At 71.2% G+C, this 25776-nt stretch carries 24 protein-coding genes; 17 read left to right on the forward strand and 7 right to left on the reverse strand.

Going from position 1 to position 25776, the window contains the following annotated elements; genetic code table 11:
* The first annotated feature begins 28 nt into the window (after window positions 1–28).
* The 12 genes from IQ210_RS37595 to IQ210_RS37650 all read left to right on the forward strand — a co-directional run bounded on the left by IQ210_RS37595 (window position 29) and on the right by IQ210_RS37650 (window position 14143).
* On the forward strand, window positions 29–634 hold the full coding sequence (locus IQ210_RS37595; RefSeq protein ID WP_194083723.1) for a DUF4249 domain-containing protein: 606 nt from the start codon (window positions 29–31) through the stop codon (window positions 632–634).
* Window positions 631–1251 carry a TetR/AcrR family transcriptional regulator gene (locus tag IQ210_RS37600; protein ID WP_194083724.1) on the forward strand — a complete coding sequence of 207 codons (621 nt, stop codon included), beginning with the start codon at window positions 631–633 and terminating at the stop codon, window positions 1249–1251. The genes IQ210_RS37595 and IQ210_RS37600 overlap by 4 nt, the downstream gene beginning before the upstream one ends.
* Window positions 1252–1345: 94 nt before the next feature.
* Window positions 1346–3577, forward strand: coding sequence for a molybdopterin oxidoreductase family protein (locus IQ210_RS37605; RefSeq protein WP_194083725.1), 2232 nt, complete (start codon window positions 1346–1348; stop codon window positions 3575–3577).
* Between the two features lie 122 nt (window positions 3578–3699).
* Window positions 3700–5100, forward strand: coding sequence for a CitMHS family transporter (locus IQ210_RS37610; RefSeq protein WP_194083726.1), 1401 nt, complete (start codon window positions 3700–3702; stop codon window positions 5098–5100).
* A gap of 25 nt (window positions 5101–5125) precedes the next feature.
* Window positions 5126–6355 (forward strand): MFS transporter, encoded by a 1230-nt coding sequence (locus IQ210_RS37615; protein ID WP_194083727.1) that lies wholly within the window; start codon window positions 5126–5128, stop codon window positions 6353–6355.
* 102 nt (window positions 6356–6457) lie between these two features.
* A complete protein-coding gene (locus tag IQ210_RS37620; RefSeq protein ID WP_194083728.1) occupies window positions 6458–7096 on the forward strand; it encodes a hypothetical protein in 639 nt (212 codons plus the stop codon).
* Window positions 7086–8063 (forward strand): class F sortase, encoded by a 978-nt coding sequence (locus tag IQ210_RS37625; RefSeq protein WP_194083729.1) that lies wholly within the window; start codon window positions 7086–7088, stop codon window positions 8061–8063. Before IQ210_RS37620 ends, IQ210_RS37625 begins: the two co-directional genes overlap by 11 nt.
* A gap of 172 nt (window positions 8064–8235) precedes the next feature.
* The gene (locus tag IQ210_RS37630) at window positions 8236–9576 is read left to right on the forward strand and encodes an ABC transporter ATP-binding protein (protein ID WP_194083730.1); all 1341 of its coding nucleotides are present in this window, start codon (window positions 8236–8238) and stop codon (window positions 9574–9576) included.
* A 53-nt stretch (window positions 9577–9629) separates the two neighbouring features.
* The gene (locus IQ210_RS37635; RefSeq protein WP_194083731.1) at window positions 9630–10073 is read left to right on the forward strand and encodes a DUF3574 domain-containing protein; all 444 of its coding nucleotides are present in this window, start codon (window positions 9630–9632) and stop codon (window positions 10071–10073) included.
* A gap of 99 nt (window positions 10074–10172) precedes the next feature.
* Window positions 10173–11561, forward strand: a complete 1389-nt coding sequence (locus tag IQ210_RS37640; RefSeq protein WP_194083732.1) for an aldehyde dehydrogenase family protein — start codon at window positions 10173–10175, stop codon at window positions 11559–11561.
* A gap of 11 nt (window positions 11562–11572) precedes the next feature.
* The gene (locus IQ210_RS37645) at window positions 11573–12652 is read left to right on the forward strand and encodes a Zn-dependent alcohol dehydrogenase (RefSeq protein ID WP_194083733.1); all 1080 of its coding nucleotides are present in this window, start codon (window positions 11573–11575) and stop codon (window positions 12650–12652) included.
* Between the two features lie 168 nt (window positions 12653–12820).
* Window positions 12821–14143: an MFS transporter gene (locus IQ210_RS37650; protein ID WP_194083734.1), complete on the forward strand. Its 1323-nt coding sequence runs from the start codon at window positions 12821–12823 to the stop codon at window positions 14141–14143.
* Here the strand turns inward: IQ210_RS37650 and IQ210_RS37655 are convergent.
* The 3 genes from IQ210_RS37655 to IQ210_RS37665 form a co-directional block, all read right to left on the reverse strand.
* Window positions 14135–15058, reverse strand: coding sequence for a DMT family transporter (locus tag IQ210_RS37655; RefSeq protein ID WP_194083735.1), 924 nt, complete (start codon window positions 15056–15058; stop codon window positions 14135–14137). The two genes, IQ210_RS37650 and IQ210_RS37655, sit on opposite strands and share 9 nt — an antisense overlap.
* Window positions 15059–15167: 109 nt before the next feature.
* Entirely contained in the window at window positions 15168–15902 is a 735-nt protein-coding gene (locus tag IQ210_RS37660; RefSeq protein WP_194083738.1) for an ArsR/SmtB family transcription factor, read from the reverse strand.
* A gap of 34 nt (window positions 15903–15936) precedes the next feature.
* Window positions 15937–16578 carry a TetR/AcrR family transcriptional regulator gene (locus IQ210_RS37665; RefSeq protein WP_194083740.1) on the reverse strand — a complete coding sequence of 214 codons (642 nt, stop codon included), beginning with the start codon at window positions 16576–16578 and terminating at the stop codon, window positions 15937–15939.
* Window positions 16579–16667: 89 nt separating this feature from the next.
* Here IQ210_RS37665 and IQ210_RS37670 point away from each other — a divergent pair, with 89 nt between their 5' ends.
* From IQ210_RS37670 to IQ210_RS37680, 3 genes are all read left to right on the forward strand, one after another.
* On the forward strand, window positions 16668–17819 hold the full coding sequence (locus IQ210_RS37670) for an acyl-CoA dehydrogenase family protein (protein ID WP_194083815.1): 1152 nt from the start codon (window positions 16668–16670) through the stop codon (window positions 17817–17819).
* Between the two features lie 79 nt (window positions 17820–17898).
* On the forward strand, window positions 17899–18186 hold the full coding sequence (locus IQ210_RS37675; protein ID WP_059196614.1) for a YiaA/YiaB family inner membrane protein: 288 nt from the start codon (window positions 17899–17901) through the stop codon (window positions 18184–18186).
* A 96-nt stretch (window positions 18187–18282) separates the two neighbouring features.
* A complete protein-coding gene (locus tag IQ210_RS37680; RefSeq protein WP_194083741.1) occupies window positions 18283–18906 on the forward strand; it encodes a TetR/AcrR family transcriptional regulator in 624 nt (207 codons plus the stop codon).
* A 22-nt stretch (window positions 18907–18928) separates the two neighbouring features.
* On the opposite strand, the gene IQ210_RS37685 is transcribed toward IQ210_RS37680, so the two are convergent.
* Window positions 18929–19390, reverse strand: a complete 462-nt coding sequence (locus IQ210_RS37685; protein ID WP_194083742.1) for a MaoC family dehydratase — start codon at window positions 19388–19390, stop codon at window positions 18929–18931.
* Between the two features lie 90 nt (window positions 19391–19480).
* On the opposite strand from IQ210_RS37685, the gene soxR reads away from it, so the two are divergent.
* On the forward strand, window positions 19481–19966 hold the full coding sequence (gene soxR, locus IQ210_RS37690; RefSeq protein ID WP_194083743.1) for a redox-sensitive transcriptional activator SoxR: 486 nt from the start codon (window positions 19481–19483) through the stop codon (window positions 19964–19966).
* Between the two features lie 115 nt (window positions 19967–20081).
* On the opposite strand, the gene IQ210_RS37695 is transcribed toward soxR, so the two are convergent.
* From IQ210_RS37695 to IQ210_RS37705, 3 genes are all read right to left on the reverse strand, one after another.
* Complete coding sequence (locus IQ210_RS37695; protein ID WP_194083744.1) at window positions 20082–21149, reverse strand: RNA ligase (ATP); 1068 nt, start codon at window positions 21147–21149, stop codon at window positions 20082–20084.
* A gap of 106 nt (window positions 21150–21255) precedes the next feature.
* Window positions 21256–21987, reverse strand: a complete 732-nt coding sequence (locus IQ210_RS37700; RefSeq protein WP_194083745.1) for a 3-keto-5-aminohexanoate cleavage protein — start codon at window positions 21985–21987, stop codon at window positions 21256–21258.
* A 178-nt stretch (window positions 21988–22165) separates the two neighbouring features.
* Window positions 22166–22768, reverse strand: a complete 603-nt coding sequence (locus IQ210_RS37705; RefSeq protein WP_194083746.1) for a hypothetical protein — start codon at window positions 22766–22768, stop codon at window positions 22166–22168.
* Between the two features lie 221 nt (window positions 22769–22989).
* Between IQ210_RS37705 and IQ210_RS37710 the strand changes: the two genes are divergently transcribed.
* Window positions 22990–25776 (forward strand): penicillin acylase family protein, encoded by a 2787-nt coding sequence (locus tag IQ210_RS37710; protein ID WP_194083747.1) that lies wholly within the window; start codon window positions 22990–22992, stop codon window positions 25774–25776.

Below are 25776 nucleotides of genomic sequence, written 5' to 3' on the forward strand. Positions count from 1 at the left end.
TCCGGACGGCTGTTCTACGCTCCCGGTCATGACGTGGACGCGGGCCCTCCCGGCCGCGCTCGCGGTCTGTGTCCTAGTGCTGACCGGAACCGCGAGCTGCGACTCCGGCGATGCGGGGCAGAAGGAGAAAGCGGTCTCACCCTCACCGGTGGGCAAGGTCCTCAAGGACACCGACGAGGAGGGGCGGCACTACCGCGAGGTGGACGGCAAGGACGCCCCCGAGGTCGGCATCGAGGTCCAGCCCGACACCGACGACAGCTGGGACGTACGCCTGACCCTCACCCGCTTCCGCTTCTCCCCGGCGGGCGCCGAGCCGAGACCCGTGGAGGGGCGCGGGCTCGTCTACCTGTACGTCGACGGCGGCCTCGTCACCCGGCTGCGCACCCCCGAGTACCGCATCCCCGGCGACCTCGTCCCGCGCGGCACCCACACCGTCACCGCCCGGCTCTACGCCGACGACGGCACCGTGTGGGCGGTCGACGGCGACCCGGTGGAGAGCACGGCGGACATCACGGTGTCGGGCGCGGAGGGCTCACCGGACGCCTCGGTCTCCCCGGACGTGCTGAGTGCACCGGGCACGTATGTGCGTACTGGGGGGCGAGCTTCACCGGACCGCGGCGGAAAGGCATCATGAAGCCCGTGCCCCACGCGACTTCCGCGACATCGCTCCGCCGTGCGCCCGTGCAGCGGCGCAGCGCCGAACGGCTGACCAGGATTCTCGACGCCTGCGCCGACCTCCTCGACGAGGTCGGCTACGACGACCTGAGCACCCGGGCCGTCGCCCAGCGGGCCGGCGTCCCCATCGGCTCCGTGTACCGCTTCTTCGGCAACAAACGGCAGATGGCCGATGCCCTGGCCCAGCGCAACCTCGAACGCTTCAGTGAACAGGTCGGCGAACGTCTCCAGGGCGCCGACGGAGGCTGGCGGGACGCCCTGGACGCCGTCCTCGACGAGTACCTCGCCATGAAGCGCACCGTGCCCGGCTTCTCCCTCGTCGACTTCGGCAACCAGATCCCCGTGGGCGCCCGCGCCGAACCCAACCACCGCGTCGCCGACCGCCTCACCGAACTCCTCGCCGGCTATCTCCACCGCGACCCCGACGACGACCTGCGCCGCACCTTCCTCATCGCCGTGGAGACCGCCGACACCCTCGTCCATCTGGCGTTCCGGGTGGCGGCGGACGGGGACGAGCGGATCATCGCGGAGGCCCGGGAGATGCTCCGGGCCTACCTCGCGCGCGTGCTGGACTGACCGCCGCCCGCACGGCCCCCGCGCAGGGGCTCCCCTCCATGCCAACTGGTCGGTATGCTCGGCCGGGACAGGCACCGCTGCCCCGGGAGGACCCGTGTCCCGCACCGCCCTGCGTATCTGCCCCCTGTGCGAGGCCACCTGCGGCCTGACCCTCACCATCGAGGGGACCCGGGTCACCGGCGCCCGCGGCGATCGCGACGACGTGTTCAGCGAGGGCTTCATCTGCCCCAAGGGCGCCTCCTTCGGCGCCGTCGACGGCGACCCCGACCGGCTGCGCACCCCGCTGGTCCGCAAGGACGGCGAGCTGCGCGAGGCCACCTGGGAGGAGGCCTTCGACGCGGTCGCCGCCGGCATCCGCCCGGCCGTCGAGCGGTACGGTCCGAACGTCGTCGGCGTGGTGCTGGGCAACCCCAACGTGCACACCATGGCCGGCGCCCTCTACCCGCCGGTGCTGCTCGCCGGCCTCGGCACCCGCAGCGTCTTCACCGCCTCGACGGTCGACCAGATGCCCAAGCACGTCTCCAGCGGGCTCCTCTTCGGCGACGCCAACGCCATCCCGGTGCCCGACCTCGACCACACCGACCATCTGCTCCTCATCGGCGCCAACCCCCTTGAGTCCAACGGCAGTCTGTGCACCGCCCCCGACTTCCCCGGCAAGCTCAAGGCGCTCAAGGCCCGCGGCGGCACCCTCACGGTCATCGACCCGCGCCGCACCCGCACCGCCAAGCTCGCCGACCGCCACCTCGCGATCCGCCCCGGTGCCGACGCGCTGCTGCTGGCGGCGATGACGTACACCCTCTTCGAGGAAGACCTCGTCGACACGGGGGAGTTGACCCCGCATCTCCAGGGGCTCGACGAACTCCGGGACGCCGTACGGGACTTCACCCCCGAAGCCGTCGCCGACGCCTGTGACGTCGACGCCGGCACCATCCGCACCCTCGCCCGCGAACTCGCCGCCGCCCCCACCGCCGCCGTCTACGCCCGCATCGGCAGCTGCACGGTGCCGCACGGCACGCTGGCCAGCTGGCTGGTCGACGTGCTGAACATCCTGACCGGGAACCTGGACCGCCCGGGCGGCGCCCTCTTCCCGCAGGCCGCCACCGACCGCACACCCCGGCCCGCCGGACCCAGCCACGGCTTCACGCTCGGCCGCTGGCACTCCCGGGTGAGCCGGCACCCCGAGGCCAAGGGGGAGCTGCCGATCTCCGCGCTCGCCGAGGAGATCGACACCGCGACGGAGGAGGGCGAGCCGATCCGGGTGGTCGTCACCGTCGCCGCCAACCCCGTCCTCTCCGTGCCCGACGGAGACCGGCTCGACAAGGCCCTCGGCGGGCTCGACTTCATGGTCAGCGTCGACCCGTACCTCAACGAGACCTCGCGCCACGCCGACGTCGTGCTGCCCCCGCCGCCGCCCTCGCAGAGCCCGCACCACGACTTCGCCTTCAACACCCTCGCCGTCCGCAACCAGGTCCGCTACACCCGCCCCGCGGTCCCGCTGGAGCCCGGCCGGATGGCCGAGACCGAGATCCTGGCCCGGCTCGTCCTCGCCGCGACCGGCATGCACGGCGCCGACCCCTCGGCCGTGGACGACCTGGTCATCGGGCAGACCCTCGGCAAGGCGGTCAAGGAGCCGTACTCCCCGGTGCACGGCCGTGACGCCAAGGAACTCGCCGGGCTGCTGACCGGCGTCTCCGGCCCCGAGCGACGGCTCGACATGATGCTGCGCCTCGGCCCCTACGGCGACGGCTTCGGCGTACGACCGGACGGGCTGAGCCTGGAGAAGCTGCTGGCGCATCCGCACGGCATCGACCTCGGGCCGCTCGCCTCGCGGCTGCCGCAGCCGCTGAAGACCCGCAGCGGGAAGGTGGAGCTGCTGCCGCAGCCGATCGCCGACGATCTGCCGCGCCTGCGGGAGGCGGCGTCCGAGCGGTCCGCCGGGCTGGTCCTCGTCGGCCGTCGCCATCTGCGCTCCAACAACAGCTGGATGCACAACGTCCCCGCCCTCACCGGCGGCACCAACCGCTGCACCCTGCACATCCATCCCGAGGACGCCGCCGGCCTCGGGCTCGTCGACGGACAGCCGGTCGGGGTGAAGGGCGCCGGGGGAGCGGTGACCGCGCCCGTGGAGATCACCGACACCGTGCGCCGGGGCGTCGTCAGCCTCCCGCACGGCTGGGGCCACGACCGCCCCGGGACCCGTATGAACCACGCCGCCCAGGACCCCGGTGTCAACGTGAACCAGCTGCTCGACGGCCGTCTCCTGGACCCGCTGTCAGGCAACGCGGTCCTCAACGCCGTACCGGTCGAGTTGATCACAAAGCTGTGACCTGCAGTTTTGCGCTTATTGCTCGCACGTCAACGTCTTGTTAACACCGCTCGACGGCACCTAACGTCCATCGCACCGCCGGCCCTGGTGGGAGTTCAAGGGCGAACGTTAGGTATCCACTCATGTTGACCATCCTCGGCTTCGCCATGATCGCGACCTTCCTGGTCCTGATCATGATGAAGAAGATGTCGCCGATCGCGGCGCTCGTGCTGATCCCGGCACTCTTCTGTGTGTTCGTCGGTAAGGGCGCCAAGCTCGGTGACTACGTCATCGACGGCGTCACCAGCCTCGCCCCGACCGCGGCGATGCTCATGTTCGCGATCGTCTACTTCGGTGTGATGATCGACGTCGGCCTCTTCGACCCGATCGTGCGGGGCATCCTGAAGTTCGCGAAGGCCGACCCGATGCGGATCGTCGTCGGCACCGCGATCCTCGCCGCGATCGTCTCCCTCGACGGCGACGGCTCGACCACCTTCATGATCACCGTCTCGGCGATGTACCCGCTCTACAAGCGCCTGAAGATGAGCCTGGTCGTGATGACCGGTGTCGCCGCCATGGCCAACGGCGTGATGAACACCCTGCCGTGGGGCGGCCCGACCGCCCGCGCCGCCACCGCGCTCAAGCTCGACGCCAGCGACATCTTCGTCCCGATGATCCCGGCGCTCGCCGTCGGCCTGCTGGGCGTCTTCGTCCTCTCCTACTTCCTGGGTCTGAAGGAGCGCAAGCGCCTCGGTGTGCTGACGCTGGACGAGGTGCTCGTCGAGGAGAAGGAGTCCGAGACGGTTCTCGTGGGCGCCGGTTCCGGTTCCACCGGCAAGACGGTCACCGGCGGTTCCGGCTCCGGCTCCGGCACCGACGCCGAGGACGGCGACGAGGAGCGCTTCACCGTCCTCGACCCCAACCGCGCCACCCTGCGTCCCAAGCTGTACTGGTTCAACGCCCTGGTCACCGCCACCCTGCTGACCGCCATGATCATGGAGTGGCTGCCGATCCCGGTGCTGTTCCTGCTCGGCGCCGCGCTCGTCCTCACGGTCAACTTCCCGCACATCCCCGACCAGAAGGCCCGGCTCGCCGCCCACGCCGACAACGTCCTCAACGTCTCCGGCATGGTCTTCGCCGCCGCCGTCTTCACCGGCGTCCTCCAGGGCACCGGCATGGTCGACCACATGGCCCGCTGGATGGTCGACGTCATCCCCGAGGGCATGGGCCCGCACATGGCCCTCGTCACCGGCATCCTGAGCCTGCCGCTCACCTACTTCATGTCCAACGACGGCTTCTACTTCGGCGTCCTGCCGGTCCTCGCCGAGGCCGGCGCCGCCCACGGCGTCTCGCCGCTGGAGATGGCTCGCGCCTCCCTCGTCGGCCAGCCGCTGCACATGTCGAGCCCGCTCGTCCCGGCCGTCTACGTCCTGGTCGGCATGGCCAAGGTCGAGTTCGGCGACCACACGAAGTTCGTGGTCAAGTGGGCCGCCCTCACCTGCCTGATCATCCTCGGCGCAGGCATCCTCTTCGGCATCATCTGAACCACCCTCGATGGAGGACTCGCACATGGCGCCCGGTGGGAACCGCGGCTGGCTGCTCCGCCTCGTCATCGCCTTCAGCTTCGCGCAGGGGGCGGTGTCGATGGCCCGGCCCGCCGTCTCCTACCGGGCCCTCGCGCTGGGCGCCGACGAACAGGCCATCGGCATCATCGCGGGGGTCTACGCCCTGCTCCCGCTGTTCGCCGCGGTCCCGCTGGGCCGGCGCACCGACCACGGCCGCTGCGCACCCCTGCTGCCCGTCGGCGTGGTCCTGATAGCGGGCGGCTGCGCACTGAGCGGTGTCGCCAACTCCCTGTGGGCGATGGCGATCTGGAGCGGGGTGATGGGACTCGGCCACCTCTGCTTCGTGATCGGCGCCCAGTCGCTCGTCGCCCGCCAGTCCGCGCCGCACGAACAGGACCGCAACTTCGGCCACTTCACCATCGGCGCCTCCCTCGGCCAGCTCGTCGGCCCGGTCGCCGCGGGCGCGCTCATCGGCGGCAAGGACATGGCCGGCACCAGCGCGCTCGCCCTGCTCGTCGCGGGGGCGGGTGCCGCGGTCGCGTTCACCTCGCTGTGGCGCATCGAGGACCGTACGGCGGTCAAGTCCCGTACGGAGCAAGGCGATCGGGTGCCGGTCGGGCGCATCCTGCGCGCCCGGGGCGTCCCCGCGGGCATCTTCATCAGCCTCGCCGTCCTCTCCGCGACCGACATCCTCACCGCCTACCTCCCGGTGGTCGGCGAGCACCGCGGCATCGCCCCCTCCGTGATCGGCCTCCTGCTCAGCCTCCGCGCGGCGGCCACCATCGCCTGCCGGCTGGTGCTGACCCCGCTGCTGCGGCTGCTGGGCCGCGCCATGCTGCTGACGGTCACCTGTCTGCTGGCCGCCGTGCTCTGCGCGGGCATCGCCCTGCCGGTACCGGTGTGGGCGCTCGCGCTGATGCTGGCCGTGCTCGGCTTCTGCCTCGGCGTCGGACAGCCGCTGTCCATGACGACGGTCGTACAGGCGGCCCCCGACGGCGCCCGCTCCACCGCCCTCGCCCTGCGCCTCACCGGCAACCGCCTCGGCCAGGTCGCCGCACCGGCCACGGCGGGCCTGGTCGCGGGGGTCGTGGGCGCGGCCGCGCCGTTCGTGATGCTGGGCGCGCTGCTGCTCCTGTCGGCGGGGGTGGCGCTGCGGTCGCCGGCGCGGCCCGCCGAGGCGGCGCCGGGGGTCCGCCGTTCGGGAGCGGCGGTGGGCCGTAAGGAGGACGCCTGACGGTGTGTCGGCGCGGGGTACCCCGCATGAGGTGGCGGATATGACAGAGAGTCAGGCGCGATGCGATTCGTATGAAAATCGCCAGACTCGGAGGAAATGCGCATGCTCATCGCCGCCCGTCCACGCCGCGCCAGCGGCCGTACCGCAGCCCTCGCGGCGCTCACCGTCGCCGGCACCGTCCTGATCGGCGTACCCGGCACCGCCGCGGCGGCTCCCGGCGACAACGGCGACGTCAAGATCCACAAGGCCGAATCGAGGCCCGTCGACCCCAGCGACGAGGACCAAAGAGACGAGCCGAAGGTCTGCAAGTTCTATCTGGCCGCCTTCAACTTCGACTCGCGCGAACACTTCACCTACACCATCGACGGGCAGGGGCAGGGGCCGAACGCGGGCACCGGACACCTCTCAGGCGACGGCACGGCAGACGTGAACGGCGCCGCGCGCACCGAGGATCTGACGCTGTCCGACGGGCTGTACAAGCTCGTCTGGAAGGGCGACAACTGGACGGGCGCGGGCAAGCAGAAGGTGTTCACCGTCGACTGCACGAACCCCACGCCGACTCCGACATCGACCAGGCCGGGCGGCGGTCCGGGCGGCCCCAACGGCGGCCCGCCGGCCGGCGGCGGCGGACTCGCCAAGGACGCGGCGATGGGGCCGGTCGCCGGTGCGGCGGTCGTGGGTCTGGCCGCGGCCGGCGGTGCGGTGTGGTTGCGGCTTCGCCGTCGCCCGCATGGCGCGTAGCAGTCCCAGGTGCGCGCCTCGGCGCGGGCGCCGGCACGAGCCACGCCGCCCGACGCGCGCCTACCGGCTGGCGCGGACGGCGGCGGTGGCCGGGTGCCTGATCCTGGCCGGCGTGCTGTGGACGCACGACGAGGATCCCGGTGGTGCGGCGGCGCCCGTCGAGACGGTCGCCGCCGCCGGGCGGGGGGAGGCGATGGGGTCGGCTGCCGAGGGAGGGCCGGGTTCCGCCGGGGCCCCGGGCGTACGAGCCGGGGCGGGCGCCGTACAAGAGGAGCTGCCTGCCAGGGGCACCGGCCTGCACCTCCCGCCGACCGCCTCGGCCGCCCCCGGTGCGGACACGGCTCGGCGCGGGCCGACCGCTTCCGAGGCGAAGAGCGGAGGCCGCCCGCCGGCCACCACCGACGCGCGCCGGGCCCCGGCCCAGCCGGCCCGCCCCGGCGGGCAGGGCGTACGCCCGCCCCGTCACCGGACGACTCCGGCGCTCCGCCCCCTGCCGCGCTCCCGGGCCACCCGGCTCCTCATCCCCTACCTGGACGTCGACGCCCCGGTCACGGACCTGCGCCTCGACCGGCACCGGCGCCTGGAGGCGCCGCCGGGTGACGATCCGAACCTCGTGGGCTGGTACAAGGACGGCCCCGCTCCCGGCGGACAGGGAACCGCCGTGGCCGTGGGCCATCTGGACACCGACACCGGCGGCGCGGTCTTCGCGGGCCTGTCCGAGCTGAAACGCGGACGCCTGGTCGAGGTGCGGCGGGCGGACGGACGTACCGCCGTCTACACCGTCGACGCCGTCCGGGAGTACGAGAAGGCGCACTTCCCCGACCGGGAGGTGTACGGCGCCCGAGGCCGCCCCGAGCTGCGGCTCATCACCTGCGGTGGCACCTACGACCGCAGAAAAGGCTATTCGGGCAACCTGGTCGTCTTCGCCCACCTGGTGGCGGTCCGGGAGGCCCCCGCCCGGCACTGAATCTGGCCGTCCGGTTTCTCACCTGCTGGACCGTGCCGTCCGATCCTGCCCATTCTCTTCCCCCGGCCGCACACATTCCGTTAACTTCCGTGACCCATAGGCCCCGTGCGACTCGCCCGGGGCATTCGGCCACGGAGCAACAGCGCTCAGTCAGCCCCCGGGGGCACCTGCCATGACACGCGCCATCTCTCTGCACGACGTGAGCAAGAGCTATACGCGAGGCACCCGGGTGGTGGACCGGCTGACGCTGGACATCGCCCCGGGCGAGTTCCTCGTGCTGCTGGGACCCTCGGGCTGCGGCAAGTCCACCGTCCTCAGGATGATCGCCGGGCTCGAGGACATCGACGAGGGCGACCTGCTCCTCGACGGCGAGTTCGCCAACGATCTCCCGCCGTCCGGCCGGGACATCGCGATGGTCTTCCAGAACTTCGCCCTGTACCCGAGCATGACCAGCCGCGACAACATCGGCTTCCCGCTGCGCATCGAGACCCCCGGCGCGGACCCGCGCCCCCGTGTGGACGCCACCGCCCGCATGCTCGGCATCGAGGAACTCCTCGACCGCTTCCCCGCCCAGCTCTCCGGCGGTGAACGCCAGCGCGTCGCCATGGGCCGGGCCATCGCCCGCCACCCCTCCGCGTTCCTGATGGACGAGCCGCTGTCCAATCTCGACGCCAAGCTCCGCAACCATCTGCGCGCCGAAATATCCGCGCTCACCCGCGAGTTGGGCGTCACCACGGTCTACGTCACCCACGACCAGGCCGAGGCCATGTCGCTCGGCGACCGGGTCGCCGTCCTGCGCGGCGGCGTCCTGCAACAGGTCGGCAGCCCGCGCGAGGTCTACGCGCTGCCCCGTAACGTCTTCGTCGCCGCCTTCATCGGCACCCCGCGGATCAACCTCCTCCAGGGCCTGGTCCGCGCCCCGTTGGACGGTGCGATGACCATCAGCCTCGGCAAGCAGTACCTCCGGCTGCCCGAACCCCTGTCCCTGGACCACCAGTTGCTCCGCGTCCAGCAGGGCCGCGAGGTCATCGTCGGCCTGCGCTCCGAGGCGGTGCGCATCGCCAAGCCGTCCGCGGCCCGCCCCGGCGAGATGCCGCTCACCGGCCTTGTGGAGCACGTGGAGTTCCAGGGCCACGAGAACCTCGTCCACTTCAACACCGGCTCCCGCCCGGCCGTCGTACCCGATCTGGAGGCCCCGCGCCCCGCCGCCCGCCCGGCCCGGCGCCGCCGTCGCGACGGCGGTCCCGGCGTGCTGGACCGCCTCCGGCAACGCGCCGACGCCCTGCGCGCGGGCCCGGTGGTGGTGCTCGACGAGCCGTTGGACAACGCGCCCGTGACGCCTCCGGACGGCCGCCTCCCCGGCGACCTGATCGTCCGCACCACGCCCGACCTCCAGCTCCGCCACGGCATGCACGTCCCCCTCCTGGTCGACCTCGCCCACCTGTTCGTCTTCGACCAGCACGGCGAGCGCATCAGCCCGGCCCCGGCCCGGCTGCCCGACCTGGAGGAGTGAATCCCGGCGCGGTGTCCGGGTGCGGAGGGGGAGGGCCCGCTAGGCATACGTCCATGAACGTGCACTTCACCCGGACCCGCGCCACCCTCACCGCCGTCGGCCTCCTCCTGGCCGTCGGCGCCCCCACCGCGTACGCCACGCTCGACGACGGCACCCCGCAGCGCGGCGAGCCCTACGTCGAGACCTCCCTTTTCTTCGGCACCGCGCGCCCCGACGGCGGCCCGGCCGTCACCGACCGGCAGTTCATGAGCTTCGTGGACAAGGAGGTCACCCCGGACTTCCCGGACGGGCTGACCGTGCAGAACGGCCGCGGACAGTGGCGGGACGCGAGCGGGAGGATCGAGAAGGAGCGGTCGTACGAGCTGATCCTGCTGTACCCGGTGGCGCGGGCGGGCGCGAGCGACCGGAAGATCGAGGAGATCCGGCGGGCGTACGAGAAGGCCTTCGGCCAGGAGGCGGTGGCAAGGGTCGACGACCGGGCCAGGGTCAGCTTCTGATGGCATGAGGGCATATGAGCGTCTGGCATTCGAAAACTAACGTCGCTAGTTTATGAGCCGGACGACGACATGGTCACGCCCCCGCCGGGAGGACGCACGATGAAGGCACACGACGGCATGTACATCGACGGCACATGGCGGCCCGCCGCCGGCCGGGACACGATCGAGGTCGTGAACCCGGTCGACGAGCAGGTGATCGGCCGGGTCCCGGCCGGCACCGCCGAGGACGTCGACACCGCCGTGCGGGCCGCCCGTGCCGCCCTCCCGGCCTGGGCGGCCACCCCGCCCGCCGAGCGGGCCGCGCGCCTGTCCGCGCTCCGGGACGTCCTCGTGGCCCGCAAGGACGAGATCGCCGAGACGGTCACCGCGGAGCTGGGCTCGCCCCTGAAGTTCTCCGAGAACGTGCATGCCGCCGTCCCGATCGCGGTCGCCGGCTCGTACGCCGAACTCGCCGCGACCCACGCCTTCGAGGAGAAGGTCGGCAACTCCACCGTCCTCCACGAGCCCATCGGCGTGGTCGGCGCGATCACGCCCTGGAACTACCCCCTGCACCAGATCGTCGCCAAGGTCGCCCCGGCCCTCGCGGCGGGCTGCACGGTGGTCCTGAAGCCCGCCGAGGACACCCCGCTCGTCGCCCGGCTCTTCGCCGAGGCGGTCCACGAGGCGGGCGTACCGGCAGGCGTCTTCAACCTCGTCACGGGCCTCGGCCCGGTCGCGGGCCAGGCCCTCGCCGAGCACCCGGGCGTCGACCTGGTCTCCTTCACCGGCTCCACCGCGGTCGGCCGCCAGATCGCCGTCACCGCCGGAGCCGCGATCAAGAAGGTCGCCCTCGAACTCGGCGGCAAGTCCGCCAACGTGATCCTGCCGAGCGCCGACCTCGCCAAGGCCGTGAACGTCGGCGTCGCCAACGTGATGTCCAACTCCGGCCAGACGTGCAGCGCTTGGACCCGCATGCTCGTGCACTCCGCCCAGTACGACGAGGCCGTGGCGCTCGCCACGACCGCCGCCGCCAAGTACGGCGACCGCATCGGCCCGGTCGTCAACGCCAAGCAGCAGGCGCGGGTGCGGAGTTACATCGAGAAGGGCGTCGCGGAAGGCGCCCGGCTGGTCGCCGGAGGCCCCGAATCCCCGCGCGAACAGGGCTACTTCATCGCCCCGACCGTCTTCGCCGACGTCACGCCCGAGATGACCATCGCCCAGGAGGAGATCTTCGGCCCCGTCCTGTCGATCCTCCGCTACGACGACGAGAACGACGCCCTGCGCATCGCCAACGGCACGGTCTACGGCCTCGCCGGCGCCGTCTGGGCCGGCGAGGAGACGGAAGCGGTGGCCTTCGCCCGCCGGATGGACACCGGGCAGGTCGACATCAACGGCGGCCGCTTCAACCCCCTTGCCCCGTTCGGCGGTTACAAGCAGTCCGGCGTCGGCCGCGAACTCGGCTCACACGGACTCGCCGAGTACCTCCAGACCAAGTCCCTCCAGTTCTGAGGAGCGCATCCATGGTTCGCGCAGCAGTCCTTCCCGCCGTGGGCGCCCCGCTGGAGATCACCGACATCGAGCTCCCGGACCCCGGCCCCGGCCAGGTCCGCGTCCGCCTCGCCGCCGCCGGCGTCTGCCACTCCGACCTGTCCCTGTCCAACGGCACCATGCGGGTCCCGGTCCCGGCGATCCTCGGCCACGAGGGCGCGGGCACGGTGGTAGCCGTGGGCGAGGGTGTCACGGGGGTGGCACCGGGTGACGGGGTCGTCCTCAACTGGGCGCCCTCCTGCGGCCGTTGCCACGCCTGCTCGCTCGGCGAGGTCTGGCTGTGCGCCAACGCCCTCAACGGCGCCGCCGACGTCCACGCCCGCACCGCGGACGGCACCGACCTCCATCCCGGCCTGAACGTCGCCGCGTTCGCCGAGGAGACGGTCGTCCCGGCGTCCTGCGTCCTGCCGCTCCCCGACGGCATCCCGCTCACCGACGCGGCCCTCCTCGGCTGCGCCGTCCTCACCGGCTACGGTGCCGTCCACCACTCGGCACGCGTCCGCGAGGGCGAGACGGTCGCGGTCTTCGGCGTCGGGGGAGTGGGCCTGGCGACGCTCCAGGCGGCCCGCATCGCGGGCGCGTCGAAGATCGTCGCGGTCGATGTCTCGCCGGAGAAGGAGGAGTTGGCGCGCGCCGCCGGGGCCACGGACTACGTGGTCGCCTCCGACAACACCGTCCGTGAGATCAGGGGTCTCACCGGCAAGCAGGGCGTGGACGTGGCCGTCGAGTGCGTGGGCCGCGCCACGACCATCCGCACCGCCTGGGACTCCACCCGCCGCGGCGGCCGTACGACGGTCGTCGGCATCGGCGGCAAGGACCAGCAGGTCACCTTCAACGCCCTGGAGATCTTCCACTGGGGCAGGACCCTGGCGGGCTGCGTCTACGGCAACTCCAACCCCGCCGAGGACCTGCCGGTGCTCGCCGAACACGTCCGTACGGGCCGCCTGGACCTGGGCGCTCTCGTGACGGAACGGATCGCCCTGGACGGCATCCCGGCGGCCTTCGAGAACATGCTCGCGGGCAAGGGCGGCCGGGCACTGGTCGTCTTCTAGGGCTCTACGGCGTCTGTGCCCCCGGCCGACCCGAGGCCGGGGGCACAGACATGCCCACCAGCCCCTTGAGTGCTCCGGGCAACCTTCCCGCACACCCATTGCCTCCATACCGTCCGGTTAGTATGTTCGCCGCCAACGTCCCCACCGCACCCACCGGAGTGTGCACGCATGGACATGGCCCCCTCCGCTCCCTCCCTCCCCACGACCGCCCTGCCCACGGTCAACCGCCGCCGCGTCGCCACGGCGGCCGCCCTCGCCTCGGCCGTCGAGTGGTACGACTACTTCGTCTTCGGCATAGCCGCCGCCCTGGTCCTCGGCGACCTGTACTTCCCGGCGGGCAGCTCCACCGCCGGTGTCCTCGCCTCCTTCGCGACCTTCGCCGTGGGCTTCCTGGCCCGCCCGATCGGCGGCATCGTCGCCGGTCACCTCGGCGACAAGCGCGGCCGCAAGCCGATGCTGGTCCTGGCGCTCACGCTCATGGGCCTCGCCACGACCGGCATCGGCCTGCTCCCGACGTACGACACGATCGGCGTCGCCGCGCCGATCCTGCTGGTCGCCCTCCGCGTCGTACAGGGCATCGCGGTCGGCGCGCAGTGGGGCGGCGCGATGCTGCTGGCCACCGAGTACGCCCCCGAGGGCAAGCGCGGGATCTACGGCAGCGTCGTCCAACTCGGCGTCCCCATCGGAGTGGTGACCGCCAACACGGTCTTCCTGCTGGCCGGCGCGTTCACCACGGACACCGGGTTCGCGGCCTGGGGCTGGCGAGTCCCGTTCCTGATCGGCCTGTTCGTCCTCGCCCTCGCCTGGTACATCCACGCCAAGGTCGAGGAGACCCCCGAATTCCGGGAGGCCGAGCGGGCGTTGGCCGAGAAGGAGAAGTCGGAGCAGAGCTCCCCGCTCCGCACGATCCTGCGCGGCCACCTCGGCACGGTCCTCCTCGCGGGCGGCTCCTTCGCCGTGAACACCGCGACCTTCTACATCCTCATCACCGGCGTCCTCGACTACACGACCCGTGAACTCGACATGAAGAAGAGCGCGGTGCTCACCGTCTCGCTCTGCGTCAGCCTCACGCAGCTCGTCCTGATCCCGGCCGCGGCGGCACTCTCCGACCGCTACGGCCGCATCCGGATCTACACCATCGGCGCGATCGGCATCGCCGCGTGGGCGATCCCGCTGTTCCTGCTGATCGACACCGGCTCACTGCTCTGGCTCGCGGTCGCCACCTTCGTCGCCAGCTGCTTCCTGAGCATCATGTACGGACCCCAAGCCGCCCTGTTCGCCGAGCTGTTCACGCCGGAGATGCGCTACACCGGCGCCTCCCTCGGCTACCAGATCGCGGCCGTGGCGGGCGGTGGCCTGGCGCCCTTCCTGATGGTCCTGCTCCTGGAGGCGACCGGCACGTCCATGGCGGTGTCCGGCTACATCATCGCCCTCTCCGTCATCGCCCTGATCTCCATCAAGGTCCTTGCGGGCAGGGCCCGTTCACACTGAGTCGGAGACCTTCGCGGGCTGCGGCGCAACAACCGCCGCGGCCCGCGACCGGGACACGGCGACCCCCGCGAGACACAGCACCCCGCCCGCCAGCGTCAGCAGCCCCGGCACCTCCCCGAGCGCCACCCAGGACATCAGCACGACCAGCGCGGGAACCGCGTAGGTGGTCGCCCCCATCCGGCTGGCGGTCGTACGGGCGAGGGCGTAGGCCCAGGTGGTGAAGGCGAGCGCGGTGGGAAAGACACCGAGATAGACCATGTTGAGCGTCGCGGAGACGGGGGCGTCGGCCACCTGGCGGACCAGCTGCCCGGCGAACGGCAGACACACGACGGCCCCCACGAGACAGCCGTACGTGGTGACTTGCAGCGCACTCGCCGACCCGAGCGCCGGCTTCTGAGCGACGACGCCACCGGCGTAAGCGACCGCTGCCAGCAGACACAGCACCACCCCGAGAACGGACGACCCACCCCCACCCGACATCGACAGCCCCACGGTGACGGCCCCCGCGAACGACACCGCCATCCCGGCGAGCAACCGCGGCGGCATGGCATCGCCGAGCAACCGGGCCCCGAGCAGCGCGATCAGGATCGGCCCGATGTTCACGACGAGGGCGGCGGTACCGGCATCGACTTTCTGCTCGCCCCAGTTAAGAGCAACCATGTAGAACCCGAACCACAGCAGCCCGGACACGGCGATACCGGGCCAGGCGGCTCGGGGCGGGGGCCCTTCCCGACGTATGACACAGATGACCCCCAGCGCGACGACACCCGAGAGCAACCGCCCGAGCGCGAGCGCACCGGGGGAGTAGGCGTCCCCCGCACTCCGGATGGAGACAAAGGCGGAGGCCCAGAGCAGAACGGTGACGACGGCGGCGCCGGTGGCGAGCAGATCAGGACGACGGGGGACGGACATCATGCTCCTGAGGCTAGGAAGGTTCGGTGTCTGGGGCTGGCGGAATTCGGACCGTGAGTATCTGCGGGTGGGTTGTGGCTGGTCGCGCAGTTCCCCGCGCCCCTGAAAGCCTTCAGCGCAACGCCGATGGTGCGATGCCCAGCAGTTCCGCCAAGGCCCGCTCTCCCTCCGTTGTCACCTTCACCGCCCGCTCCGACCCGATCCGCACACACCACCCCACCTCCAGGGCGTGTCGACACAAGGCCGCCCCAGCCGCCCCGGCGAGATGCGGCCGCCGCTCGGTCCAGTCCAGGCACCCCCGCGCCAGTGGCCGCCGGCTCGAACGGTCAAGCTGGATACCCGCACTGTCGAACCAGGCCAGCCCCGCGTCCGTGATGGCGAACCCCGTGTCCTGTCTCAGGAGTTGACGCTCAGTCAGCGCATCGGTCACCACGATCCCGAGCCGCCCGGCAAGATGGTCGTAACAGGTCCGACCCCGCGCCATCGCGGACCCCGCACTGGACTCCCGCAGACTCCGCGGCCGCACCACCACCTCCGGCGCCACCTGCGCCGACAACTCCTCCACCAACTGCGCGACCCGCGCGTCAGCGAGCCGTACATACCGGTGCCGCCCCTGCCGCTCCTCCGCGAGCAGCCCGCCCGCGACGAGCTTCCCGAGATGCTCGCTCAGCGTCGACGCGGCGACACCCGCGTGCCGGGCGAGCTCACTCGCCGTCCACGCCCGCCCGTCGAGCAGCGCCAGCAGACACGCGGCCCGCGTCTCGTCGGCGATGAGCCCGGCGAGCCGGGCCAGCTGGGTCGCCTGGGGGTTCCTGGGGTGGTCCCTGGAGGTCATGCCTCCCAGCATGGAACACGAACACTTCGGCGGACACCGAAGCGTGCTACGCGGGCCGCCTGACCTGCTCGTACTGCAACGCCAACCCGTCCAGCAGCGCGGCGACCCCCGTCTCGAAGGCCCGCTCGTCGATCTTGTCCTGCTGCTCGGCGAGGAGGTGGGCCTGGCCGAGGTGCGGATAGTCGGCGGGGTCGTACGCGCTCTGGTCGTCCACGAAACCCCCGGCGAAGGAGCCGAGCGCGGAGCCCATGATGAAGTACCGCATCAGCGCGCCGATGGAGGTGGCCTGCGAGGGCGGCCAGCCGGCGTGGACCATCGCGCCGTAGACGGCGTCCGCGACCCGTAGTCCGGCGGGGCGTCGGCCCGGCCCGTGGGCGAGGACGGGGACGATGTTCGGGTGCTCCCGCAGGGCGGCGCGGTAGGAGACGGCCCAGTCGTGCAGCGCGGTCCGCCAGTCGCGGCCGTCCTCGAACATCGACAGGTCGACCTGCGCGCTCACCGAGTCGGCGACCGCCTCCAGGATCTCGTCCTTCGTGCGGAAGTGGTTGTAGAGGGAGGGCCCGCTGACTCCCAGCTCGGCGGCGAGTCGCCGGGTGGAGACGGCCGCGAGGCCCTCCGCGTCCACGAGGGCCCGAGCCGTCTCGACGATCCGGTCGGTGCTGAGGAGGGGCTTGCGCGGTCGGGCCATGGCGCACATAGTAGGGCTGCACCTGGAAACTAGCAGTGCTAATTTAAATGTACGCCTTTCATATGTCTTTCCAGTGGGGTGATCTCGTGGTGAACCTGGGACTCAGCGAGGAGCAGGAGGCCGTACGGCAGCTCGCCCGGGACTTCGTGGCGCGCGAGATCGCCCCGCACGTCATCGCCTGGGACCGCGCCGAGGAGGTCGACCGGGGGATCGTGAAGAAGCTCGGCGAGGTCGGCTTCCTGGGGCTGACGATCGACGAAGAGTACGGCGGCTCGGGCGGCGATCATCTGGCGTACTGCCTGGTGACCGAGGAGCTGGGCCGCGGCGACTCCTCGGTGCGCGGGATCGTCTCCGTCTCCCTCGGCCTGGTCGCCAAGACGATCGCCGCCTGGGGGAGCGAGGAGCAGAAGCGGCGGTTGCTGCCGGGGCTGACCTCCGGGGAGCATGTCGGCTGCTTCGGGCTCACCGAGCCGGGCACCGGCTCCGACGCCGGGAACCTCACCACGCGCGCCGTGCGCGACGGCGACGACTACGTCATCAACGGCACCAAGATGTTCATCACCAACGGCACCTGGGCCGACGTCGTGCTGCTGTTCGCCCGCTCCACCGACGCTCCCGGCCACAAGGGCGTCTCCGCCTTCCTCGTCCCGACCGACACCCCCGGCCTGAGCCGCCGCACCATCCACGGCAAGCTCGGTCTGCGCGGCCAGGCCACCGCCGAGCTCGTCCTGGAGGACGTGCGCGTCCCCGCCTCCGCGCTGCTGGGGGAGGAGGGCAAGGGGTTCACGGTCGCCATGTCGGCGCTCGCCAAGGGGCGGATGTCGGTCGCGGCGGGCTGCGTCGGCATCGCCCAGGCCGCCCTGGACGCGGCCGTGAAGTACGCCGGCGAGCGCGAGCAGTTCGGCAAGCCGATCGCGAGCCGCCAGCTGGTCCAGGAGCTGATCAGCGACATCGCCGTGGACGTCGACGCGGCCCGGCTGCTGACCTGGCGGGTCGCCGACCTCATCGACCGCGGCCTGCCCTTCGCCACCGAGTCGTCCAAGGCCAAGCTCTTCGCCTCGGAGGCCGCGGTCCGCGCCGCCAACAACGCCCTCCAGGTCTTCGGCGGCTACGGCTACATCGACGAGTACCCGGCGGGCAAGCTGCTGCGCGACGCCCGCGTGATGACCCTCTACGAGGGCACAAGCCAGATCCAGAAGCTCGTCATCGGCCGCGCGCTGACCGGCGTCTCGGCCTTCTGAGGCGTTCTGAGTACGCGCGTCGGCGGGCCTGAGTATCTCGGCGGATGTGGCGCGCGCCGCGTCCGCCGAAGCTGTCCCCATGAGTGACACACCGGTCAAGCAGCAGAGCACGGCGGCCTTCTACGGCCAGGCCGTCGCCTCCTTCGCCGTCGCCATGGCGGCGACCGCCATCGGCATCTTCCGCCTCGACGCCAACGCCTGGGTGCGCGGCTTCCTCGCCATCGCCGTCCTGTACCTCGTCACCTCCGCCTTCACGCTGGCCAAGGTCATCCGGGACCGCCAGGAGGCCGGGCAGATCGTCAGCCGCGTCGACCAGGCCCGCCTGGAGAAGCTGCTCGCCGAGCACGACCCGTTCGAGAAGCTCTGAGCCGAGTTGCTGAACTGCGACGGTATCGGGACTAAGCGCTCGCTCACCTGGGGCGGTATGGTGGTGCCTCGGTACGTGGAGAGGGGCGAGCAAGCGATGAGTACGGCGGAGGAGACGGCCGGCGGCGAGACGTCGGCGTGGGGCGAGGTCACGCCCGACGCGGCACGGCGGCTGCTGATCGCCGCGGTGGAGGCCTTTGCCGAGCGCGGCTACCACGCCACGACGACGCGGGACATCGCGGGCCGCGCGGGCATGAGCCCCGCCGCGCTCTACATCCACTACAAGACCAAGGAGGAGCTCCTCCACCGCATCAGCCGGATCGGCCACACCAAGGCGCTGGAGATCCTGCAGGCCGCGTCCCGCCGCGAGGGCACCGCCACCGAGCGGCTCGCCGACGCGGTCAGCTCCTTCGTCCGCTGGCACGCGGGCGGCCGTACCACCGCCCGGGTCGTCCAGTACGAGCTCGACTCGCTCGGCCCGGACGCCCGCGAGGAGATCCTCGCGCTGCGCCGGCAGTGCGACGCCGAGGTGCGCGCGATCATCGAGGACGGTGTGGCGTCCGGCGAGTTCGACGTCCTGGACGTCAAGGGCACCACCCTCGCCGTGATGTCGCTCTGCATCGACGTCGCCCGCTGGTTCAACGTCGACGGCCCCTGGACCCCCGACGAGGTCGGCGCGCTCGACGCCGACCTCGTGCTGCGGATGGTGGGGGCCAAGTAGGGGTCCTGAGGGCCGCGGGTCCTCAGAGGTAGTAGCGCGACACGGACTCCGCCACGCATACGGGCTTGTCCCCGCCCTCGCGCTCCACGCTGAACGCGACGGTCACCTGGACCCCGCCCGCCACGTCCTCGACCCCGCTGATCTTCGCCGTCGCCCGCAGCCGGGAGCCGACGGGGACGGGGGCCGGGAAGCGGACCTTGTTGGTGCCGTAGTTCACGCCCATCTTCACGCCCTCGACCTTGATGAGCTGCGGTCCGAAGAGCGGGAGCAGGGACAGCGTGAGGTACCCGTGCGCGATGGTCGTGCCGAACGGGCCCGCGGCCGCCTTCTCCGGGTCGACGTGAATCCACTGGTGGTCACCGGTGGCATCGGCGAAGAGGTCGATCCGCTTCTGGTCGACCTCCAGCCAGTCGGTGTACCCCAGCTGCTCGCCCACCGCCGCCTTCAGCTCGTCGGCGCCCGCGAAGATCCTCGGCTCTGCCATTTCCGCCTCCTCGTCCCAAACTCTAAGCGACTGCTTAGCATGGTCGGCCTCGGGGGCCGTGTCAACGGAAGCCTGGGTAGGGTTCGAGGGGTGCCCCAGATTCCCGAGAAGATCCACGAGCTCACGGTCGGCCAACTCGCCGCGCGCAGCGGTGCCGCCGTCTCCGCCCTGCACTTCTACGAGTCCAAGGGTCTGATCAGCAGCCGCCGCACCACCGGCAACCAACGCCGCTACTCCCGTGACGCGCTGCGCCGGGTCGCCTTCGTACGGGCCGCGCAACGCGTGGGCATCCCGCTCGCCACGATTCGCGAGGCGCTCGCCGAGTTGCCGGAGGAGCGGACGCCGACGCGGGAGGACTGGGCGCGGTTGTCGGAGGCGTGGCGGTCCGAACTCGACGAGCGGATCAAGCAGTTGAACCGGTTGCGGGATCACCTCACGGACTGCATCGGGTGTGGGTGTCTGTCGTTGGAGTCGTGTGTGTTGTCCAATCCGGATGACGTGTTCGGAGAGCGGCAGGGGGCGGGGTCGCGGCTGCTGGTTGAGAAACGGCGCGACCGTGAGGAGCGGTGCGGCTGAGGGGGCGGGGGTTGTGTGCGTTGCCGGGTGCGGGTGTGTTGTGGCTGGTCGCGCCCACGCGGCGGAGCCGCAGATCGATACAGCCCCGCGCCCCTTTACGGCGTTGCAGTCGACCTCACTCGAATTCCGTGCCGCCCTTCCTCGTCAGGTACGCCGGGCTCACCGCCTTCGCAATTGCCCTGCCGCCCGTCACCTCGCTGTAGCGCTCTGTTGCCGGACGGATCACCACGCCCTCCCTCAGGTGCAGCTCGCGGCCCGACACCGTCTCTCTCCCGCTCGCCACCTCCAGCACACGCTCGATGTCGTACGGCCCCTCGTACAGCCTGGGCACCAACGGCAGGTCCCCCTCCAGGAGTTGCGTCGGGTTCAGCCACCGCACCTCGCCGTCGATCTCCGCGGAGACGTCGAAGACCGCGTACCCGAGGGTGTCCCGGCGGCCGTCGGCGCCGTAGGTGAGGTCCTGGACGCCCGCGCCGTAGACCTCGCCGAAGATGCCGACCCGGCTCGCGCCGAGGCGGGTGGCCAGGCGGGCGGCGGCGTCGGCGACGCCGTGGCCCTGTACCGCTCGCCAGTACAGGTTCCGCGGGTCCGCCTTCAGGGCCAGGGACTTGGCGCCGAAGCCCTTCGAGGAGACGTACACCCGCTCGTCGGCCGCGACATAGGTGACCAGGCACGCCGAGCCGTGCAGCATCTCGGTGAGGACCACCGGCTCGCCCGGGGTGAAGACGTCCGGGTAGCGCTGGATGTTCTCGATGTCGACCCAGGGCAGCAGGTCGGGCGCGGACTCCACCTCGCCGCTCATCGTGGGCGGGATCGGGGGCACCCACTTGGTGATGCCGAGCAGTTCCGCGAAGTCGGTGCCGTCCAGGGCCGCCCGCGCCAGGTCGACGCCGTTCAGCGCCGCGGGCCGGCACACGATGCCCTGCGAGAGCTCGCCGCGCAGCCGTACCGCCTTGACCCGGTCCGCGTTGCCGCCGGCCAGCCGTCCGGTGAGGCCGAGTTCCTCGATCAGCGCGGCGGGCAGCACGGCCTGCTCGGGGATGTACACGGCCGCGTCGCCGGTGCGGTAGGCACCCTTGGCGACGACGGCCCGGTACAGGCCCACCTGGGCCAGTTCGAGCGCGTCGGCGTTCGGGTGTTCATGGACGGTCAGCACTTCGGCGGTGACGCGCAGCGTCGACATCGGGGTTCCTCGTTCCTGTGCTCAGGTGCGTTTCATCGCCTCCAACTGTCCGTGTGCGAAAGGGGTGGAGCGAGGGGATTTGTGACTGGTACCGTCGCCGGTCCGGTCACGACGAGCGTCTCGCCCAGCCGTACTGGACCAGCCCCGCCGCCACCAACTGGGCGTTGGACGCCGCCGGTTCACCGTCCGGGAGCAGCAGGGTGTCCTCCAGGCCGATGCGCGTCGCCAGGCCCAGGCGTCCGGCCAGCCGCAGCACCGGCCATGCCCCGCCGTCCTCGCCGTGCAGCAGCACCGGGCGGCCGTGGGGTGCCGTGCCGAGGTCGGACAGCAGGGCGCGGGCCGTGTCCTGGGCGGTGTCCGGCGAGGTGTCCGTCACCTCGGCCAGCACGCGCAGCACGCTCGGGCCGAGCGGTGACTTCGCGAACCGCGCCGCCCCGTCCGTACCGGACCAGATCCCGGCCTCCACGCCCACACCCCGGTCGATCAGCGCGGCGGCCAGCTCCTCGGCGCCCGGCTCGTGCCAGTTGACCGAGGCGTGGTCGGGGAGCACCGTCCAGCTCCGGATCCGCTCCAGTCGGGCCTCCGGGTCGGGTTCCGCCCAAGCGCCCGTGGTGACACCGACCGGGACCGACACCCGCGCCCGTATTGCCTCGAGGGTCGTCGCGAGCACCCGTGGTGACAGCGTGTCGCCACCGCAAGGCGTCTTGGGGTGGACATGGATGTCCGTCGCCCCAGCCGCGACGGCCGCCGCCGCGGACTCTGCCAACGCCTCCGGCGACAGCGGCACCACCGCACCGTCGGCCGCCCCTCGGGGCCCGTTGAGACACACCTGAACCATGACTCGATGGTGCCAGCCGGCACCGACATCGGCCCGGGCGTGGGCCGTTCCTGTGGACAACCGGCTCGATGTGGAAAACCCGGGCGACCGTCATGACCGTCACGCGCCGTCGAAGAGGAGAATCACGCGCCGTCAAAGAGGGGGTGCGGCATCCCCGGCGCACCCCCGGTCGCACCACTCAGGCGGACATCAGCAGCCGTCCACGCCTGGACGACGCCAGGGCCTCGGGTGTCAGCACCGGACGGGGGACCACGATCCCGCAGTCCGTGCAGACCGGGCCCGAGGAGGGTTCGTGGGCCAGGTCGTACTTCCAGATCAGCCGCTCCCCGCGGCACACCGGGCACACCGCTCCCGGTTCGCGTTCCAGCGCGGAGATCAGTTTGCGCAGCACCTCGGCCAGCGGTTCACGGGGGTGGAGCCGCGGGTCGTCGCACCAGGCGACACCGAAGCCGCCCCAGGTCAGCCGGTGCCAGTCGTCGACACTGCCCGGCCTGCGCAGGCCGTCGTGCTTCTCCTTCTTGCGTCGCTCGGCGAACTCGACCTCGTAGGCCAGCCAGACCGAACGCGCCTCCTCCAGCTCGTCCAACGCGGCCACGAGCCGCGCCGGATCGGGGGACCGGTCCTCGGGACCGAATCCGGCCCGGGAGCACAAGTGGTCCCAGGTCGCCCTGTGCCCGTAAGGAGCGAACCGCTCCAGGCACTTGCGCAGTGAGTAGCGTCGCAGCGCCAGATCACACCGCGGATCTCGCACCTGTCTCGCCAGACTCCGGAAACCGGCCATCGCCCTGCACCTCCGTCACACCTGCACCTGTACTTCGGTCACTTCGGCGTCGTCGAACGGACGTCGCCGAATAGACGTATCGACAAGCGATTTGGCTCCATCCGATTTCCGATGACCCCCATTCGCCTCCGGATCGGGTACCAAAACTTGACGCATGTTCATCTTCAATCCCGGGGATACCGGCGGTAACGTCCGGCCCACCCCCGTCGGTAGGAGCTGCCATGCCTCGGCGCACCTCACGCACCGCTCTCGACAGACTGAGAACTCCCGGCAGACTCACCGGGTTCCTGAAGACCGCATCCGTATGCGCCCTGATTGCCGGTCTTTTGTCCCCTCTTGGCCAAGTCGCGTCAGCGGCCGAGGCCACGGCCGCCAACGACTACTGCGGCAGCCAGTGCTCCGACATCCTGCCGCCCGGCGAGAACGGCAACGCCACCCTCGCCCAGATCCTCCTCAACCAGGCCTTCGGCACCCAGCCCGACCACGCCGAGGACCAGCTCGGCCCCTACGCGAACCTCGCCAAGGGCTACTCGTCGCTCACCAACGCCACGATCAACACCTTCTTCAACGACGCCTCGTTCGGCGTGGCCTCCGACCAGGTCGCCTCCACCCTGAACCCGGCAGGCCGCACCGACGTGACGATCGTGCGGGACAAGAAGACGGGTGTGCCGCACATCACCGGTACCACCAGATACGGCACCGAGTTCGGCGCGGGCTATGCGGCGGCCCAGGACCGGCTGTGGCTGATGGACGTCTTCCGCCACGTCGGGCGCGGCCAGCTCACCACCTTCGCCGGCGGCGCCCCCTCCAACCAGGGCCTGGAACAGCAGTTCTGGCGCAACGCCCCCTACAGCGAGGCCGACCTCCAGGCGCAGATCGACAACGCCGTCGCCAACAACGGCACCAGAGGCCAGCAGGCCCTCGCCGACGCCAACGCCTACATCGCGGGCATCAACGCCTACATCGACGCCTCCGACAGCGGCCGCTACTTCCCCGGCGAGTACGTCCTGACCGGCCACAAGGACTCCGTCACCAACGCCGGCACCATCGACCACTTCAAGCTCACCGACCTGGTCGCACTGGCCTCCGTCATCGGCGCCCTGTTCGGCTCCGGAGGCGGTGGCGAGGTCAACAACGCGATATCGCTGCTGGCCGCGCAGGAGCAGTACGGCGTGACGAAGGGCACCGAGGTCTGGGAGTCCTTCCGCGAGCGCAACGACCCCGAGGCCGTCCTCACCGTCCACAACGGCGAGAGCTTCCCGTACGCCACCAAGCCCACGACTCCGCAGGGCGAGGCGCTCCCCGACGCCGGCACGGTGGCCACCGAGCCGCTGATCTACGACCCGACCGGCACCGGCGGCGACCAGAGCGCCTCCGCGGCCGCCGCCACGGCCACCGCGAACGCCCTCACCTCCGCCAAGCGCGGCATGTCGAACGCCCTCGTGGTCAGCGGCGCCCACACCGCGAGCGGCCACCCGGTCGCCGTCTTCGGCCCGCAGACCGGCTACTTCGCCCCCCAGCTCCTCATGCTCCAGGAGATCCAGGGCCCCGGCATCAGCGCGCGCGGCGCCTCCTTCGCGGGCCTGAGCATGTACGTCGAACTCGGCCGCGGCCAGGACTACTCATGGTCCGCCACGACCTCCGGCCAGGACATCATCGACAGCTACGCCGTCGAACTGTGCCAGGACGACTACCACTACCTGTACCACGGCACCTGCACGGCCATGGAGAAGATCGAACAGAAGAACTCCTGGGCGCCCACCACGGCCGACGGCACGGCAGCCGGCTCGTACACCATGCGGGTCTGGAAGACGAAGTACGGCCCCGTCGCCTACCGGGCCACCGTCGGCGGCAAGAAGGTCGCCTACACCACGCTGCGCTCGTCGTACATGCACGAGGCCGACTCGATCATCGGCTTCCAGATGCTCAACGACCCCGACTACGTGAAGAGTCCGCAGACCTTCCAGAGCGCGGTGCAGCACATCAACTACACCTTCAACTGGTTCTACGCCGACTCCACGCACACCGCGTACTACAACAGCGGCGACAACCCGGTGCGCGCGAGCGGCGTGGACGCGGAGTTCCCGGTGTGGGCGCAGGCGTCGTACGAGTGGAAGAACTGGAACCCGACGACCAACACCGCCGACTACACGGCGGCTTCGGCCCACCCCAACTCCATCGACCAGGATTATTACATCTCCTGGAACAACAAACAGGCGAAGGACTACACGACCGCGCCCTGGGGCGACGGCTCGGTGCATCGCGGCAACCTCCTGGAGGACCGTGTGAAGAAGCTCGTCGCCGCGGGCGGGGTCACCCGGGCCTCGCTGGTGAAGGCGATGGCCGACGCCGCCCTCGCCGACCTGCGCGCGGAGGACGTGCTGCCCGACCTGCTGAAGGTGATCAACAGCAGTACGGTCACCGACTCCACGGCCGCGGCGGCGGTGACCAAGCTCCAGACCTGGCTCACCGCGGGCGGCAAGCGCACGGAGACGTCGGCGGGTTCGAAGACGTACGCCAACGCGGACGCCATCCGCATCCTGGACGCCTGGTGGCCGCTGCTGGTGGAGGCCGAGTTCAAACCGGGCCTGGGCAGTGACCTGTACACCGCCTTCCAGGCCAACCTGCCGGTGGACGAGTCGCCTTCGGCCGCGCACGGCCCGACCGGCTCACACGCGGGCAGCTCCTTCCAGTACGGCTGGTGGTCCTACGTCGACAAGGACATCCGCGCGGTGCTCGGCGAGACCGTGCAGGGACCGCTGGCGAACAAGTACTGCGGCGGCGGCAGCCTCAGCGCCTGCCGGGACATCCTGATCAGCACCCTGAAGACGGCGGCCGGCAAGACCGCGGCCCAGGTCTACCCGGGTGACGACCTGTGCTCGGCGGGCGACCAGTGGTGCGCCGACTCGATCGTCCAGCGCACCCTGGGCGGCATCAAGCACTACAACATCAGCTGGCAGAACCGGCCGACCTACCAGCAGGTCGTGGAGTTCACCTCACACCGGTGA

This window comes from Streptomyces justiciae (assembly GCF_015163075.1).
In the GTDB taxonomy this organism is placed as follows: Bacteria; Actinomycetota; Actinomycetes; order Streptomycetales; family Streptomycetaceae; genus Streptomyces; species Streptomyces justiciae.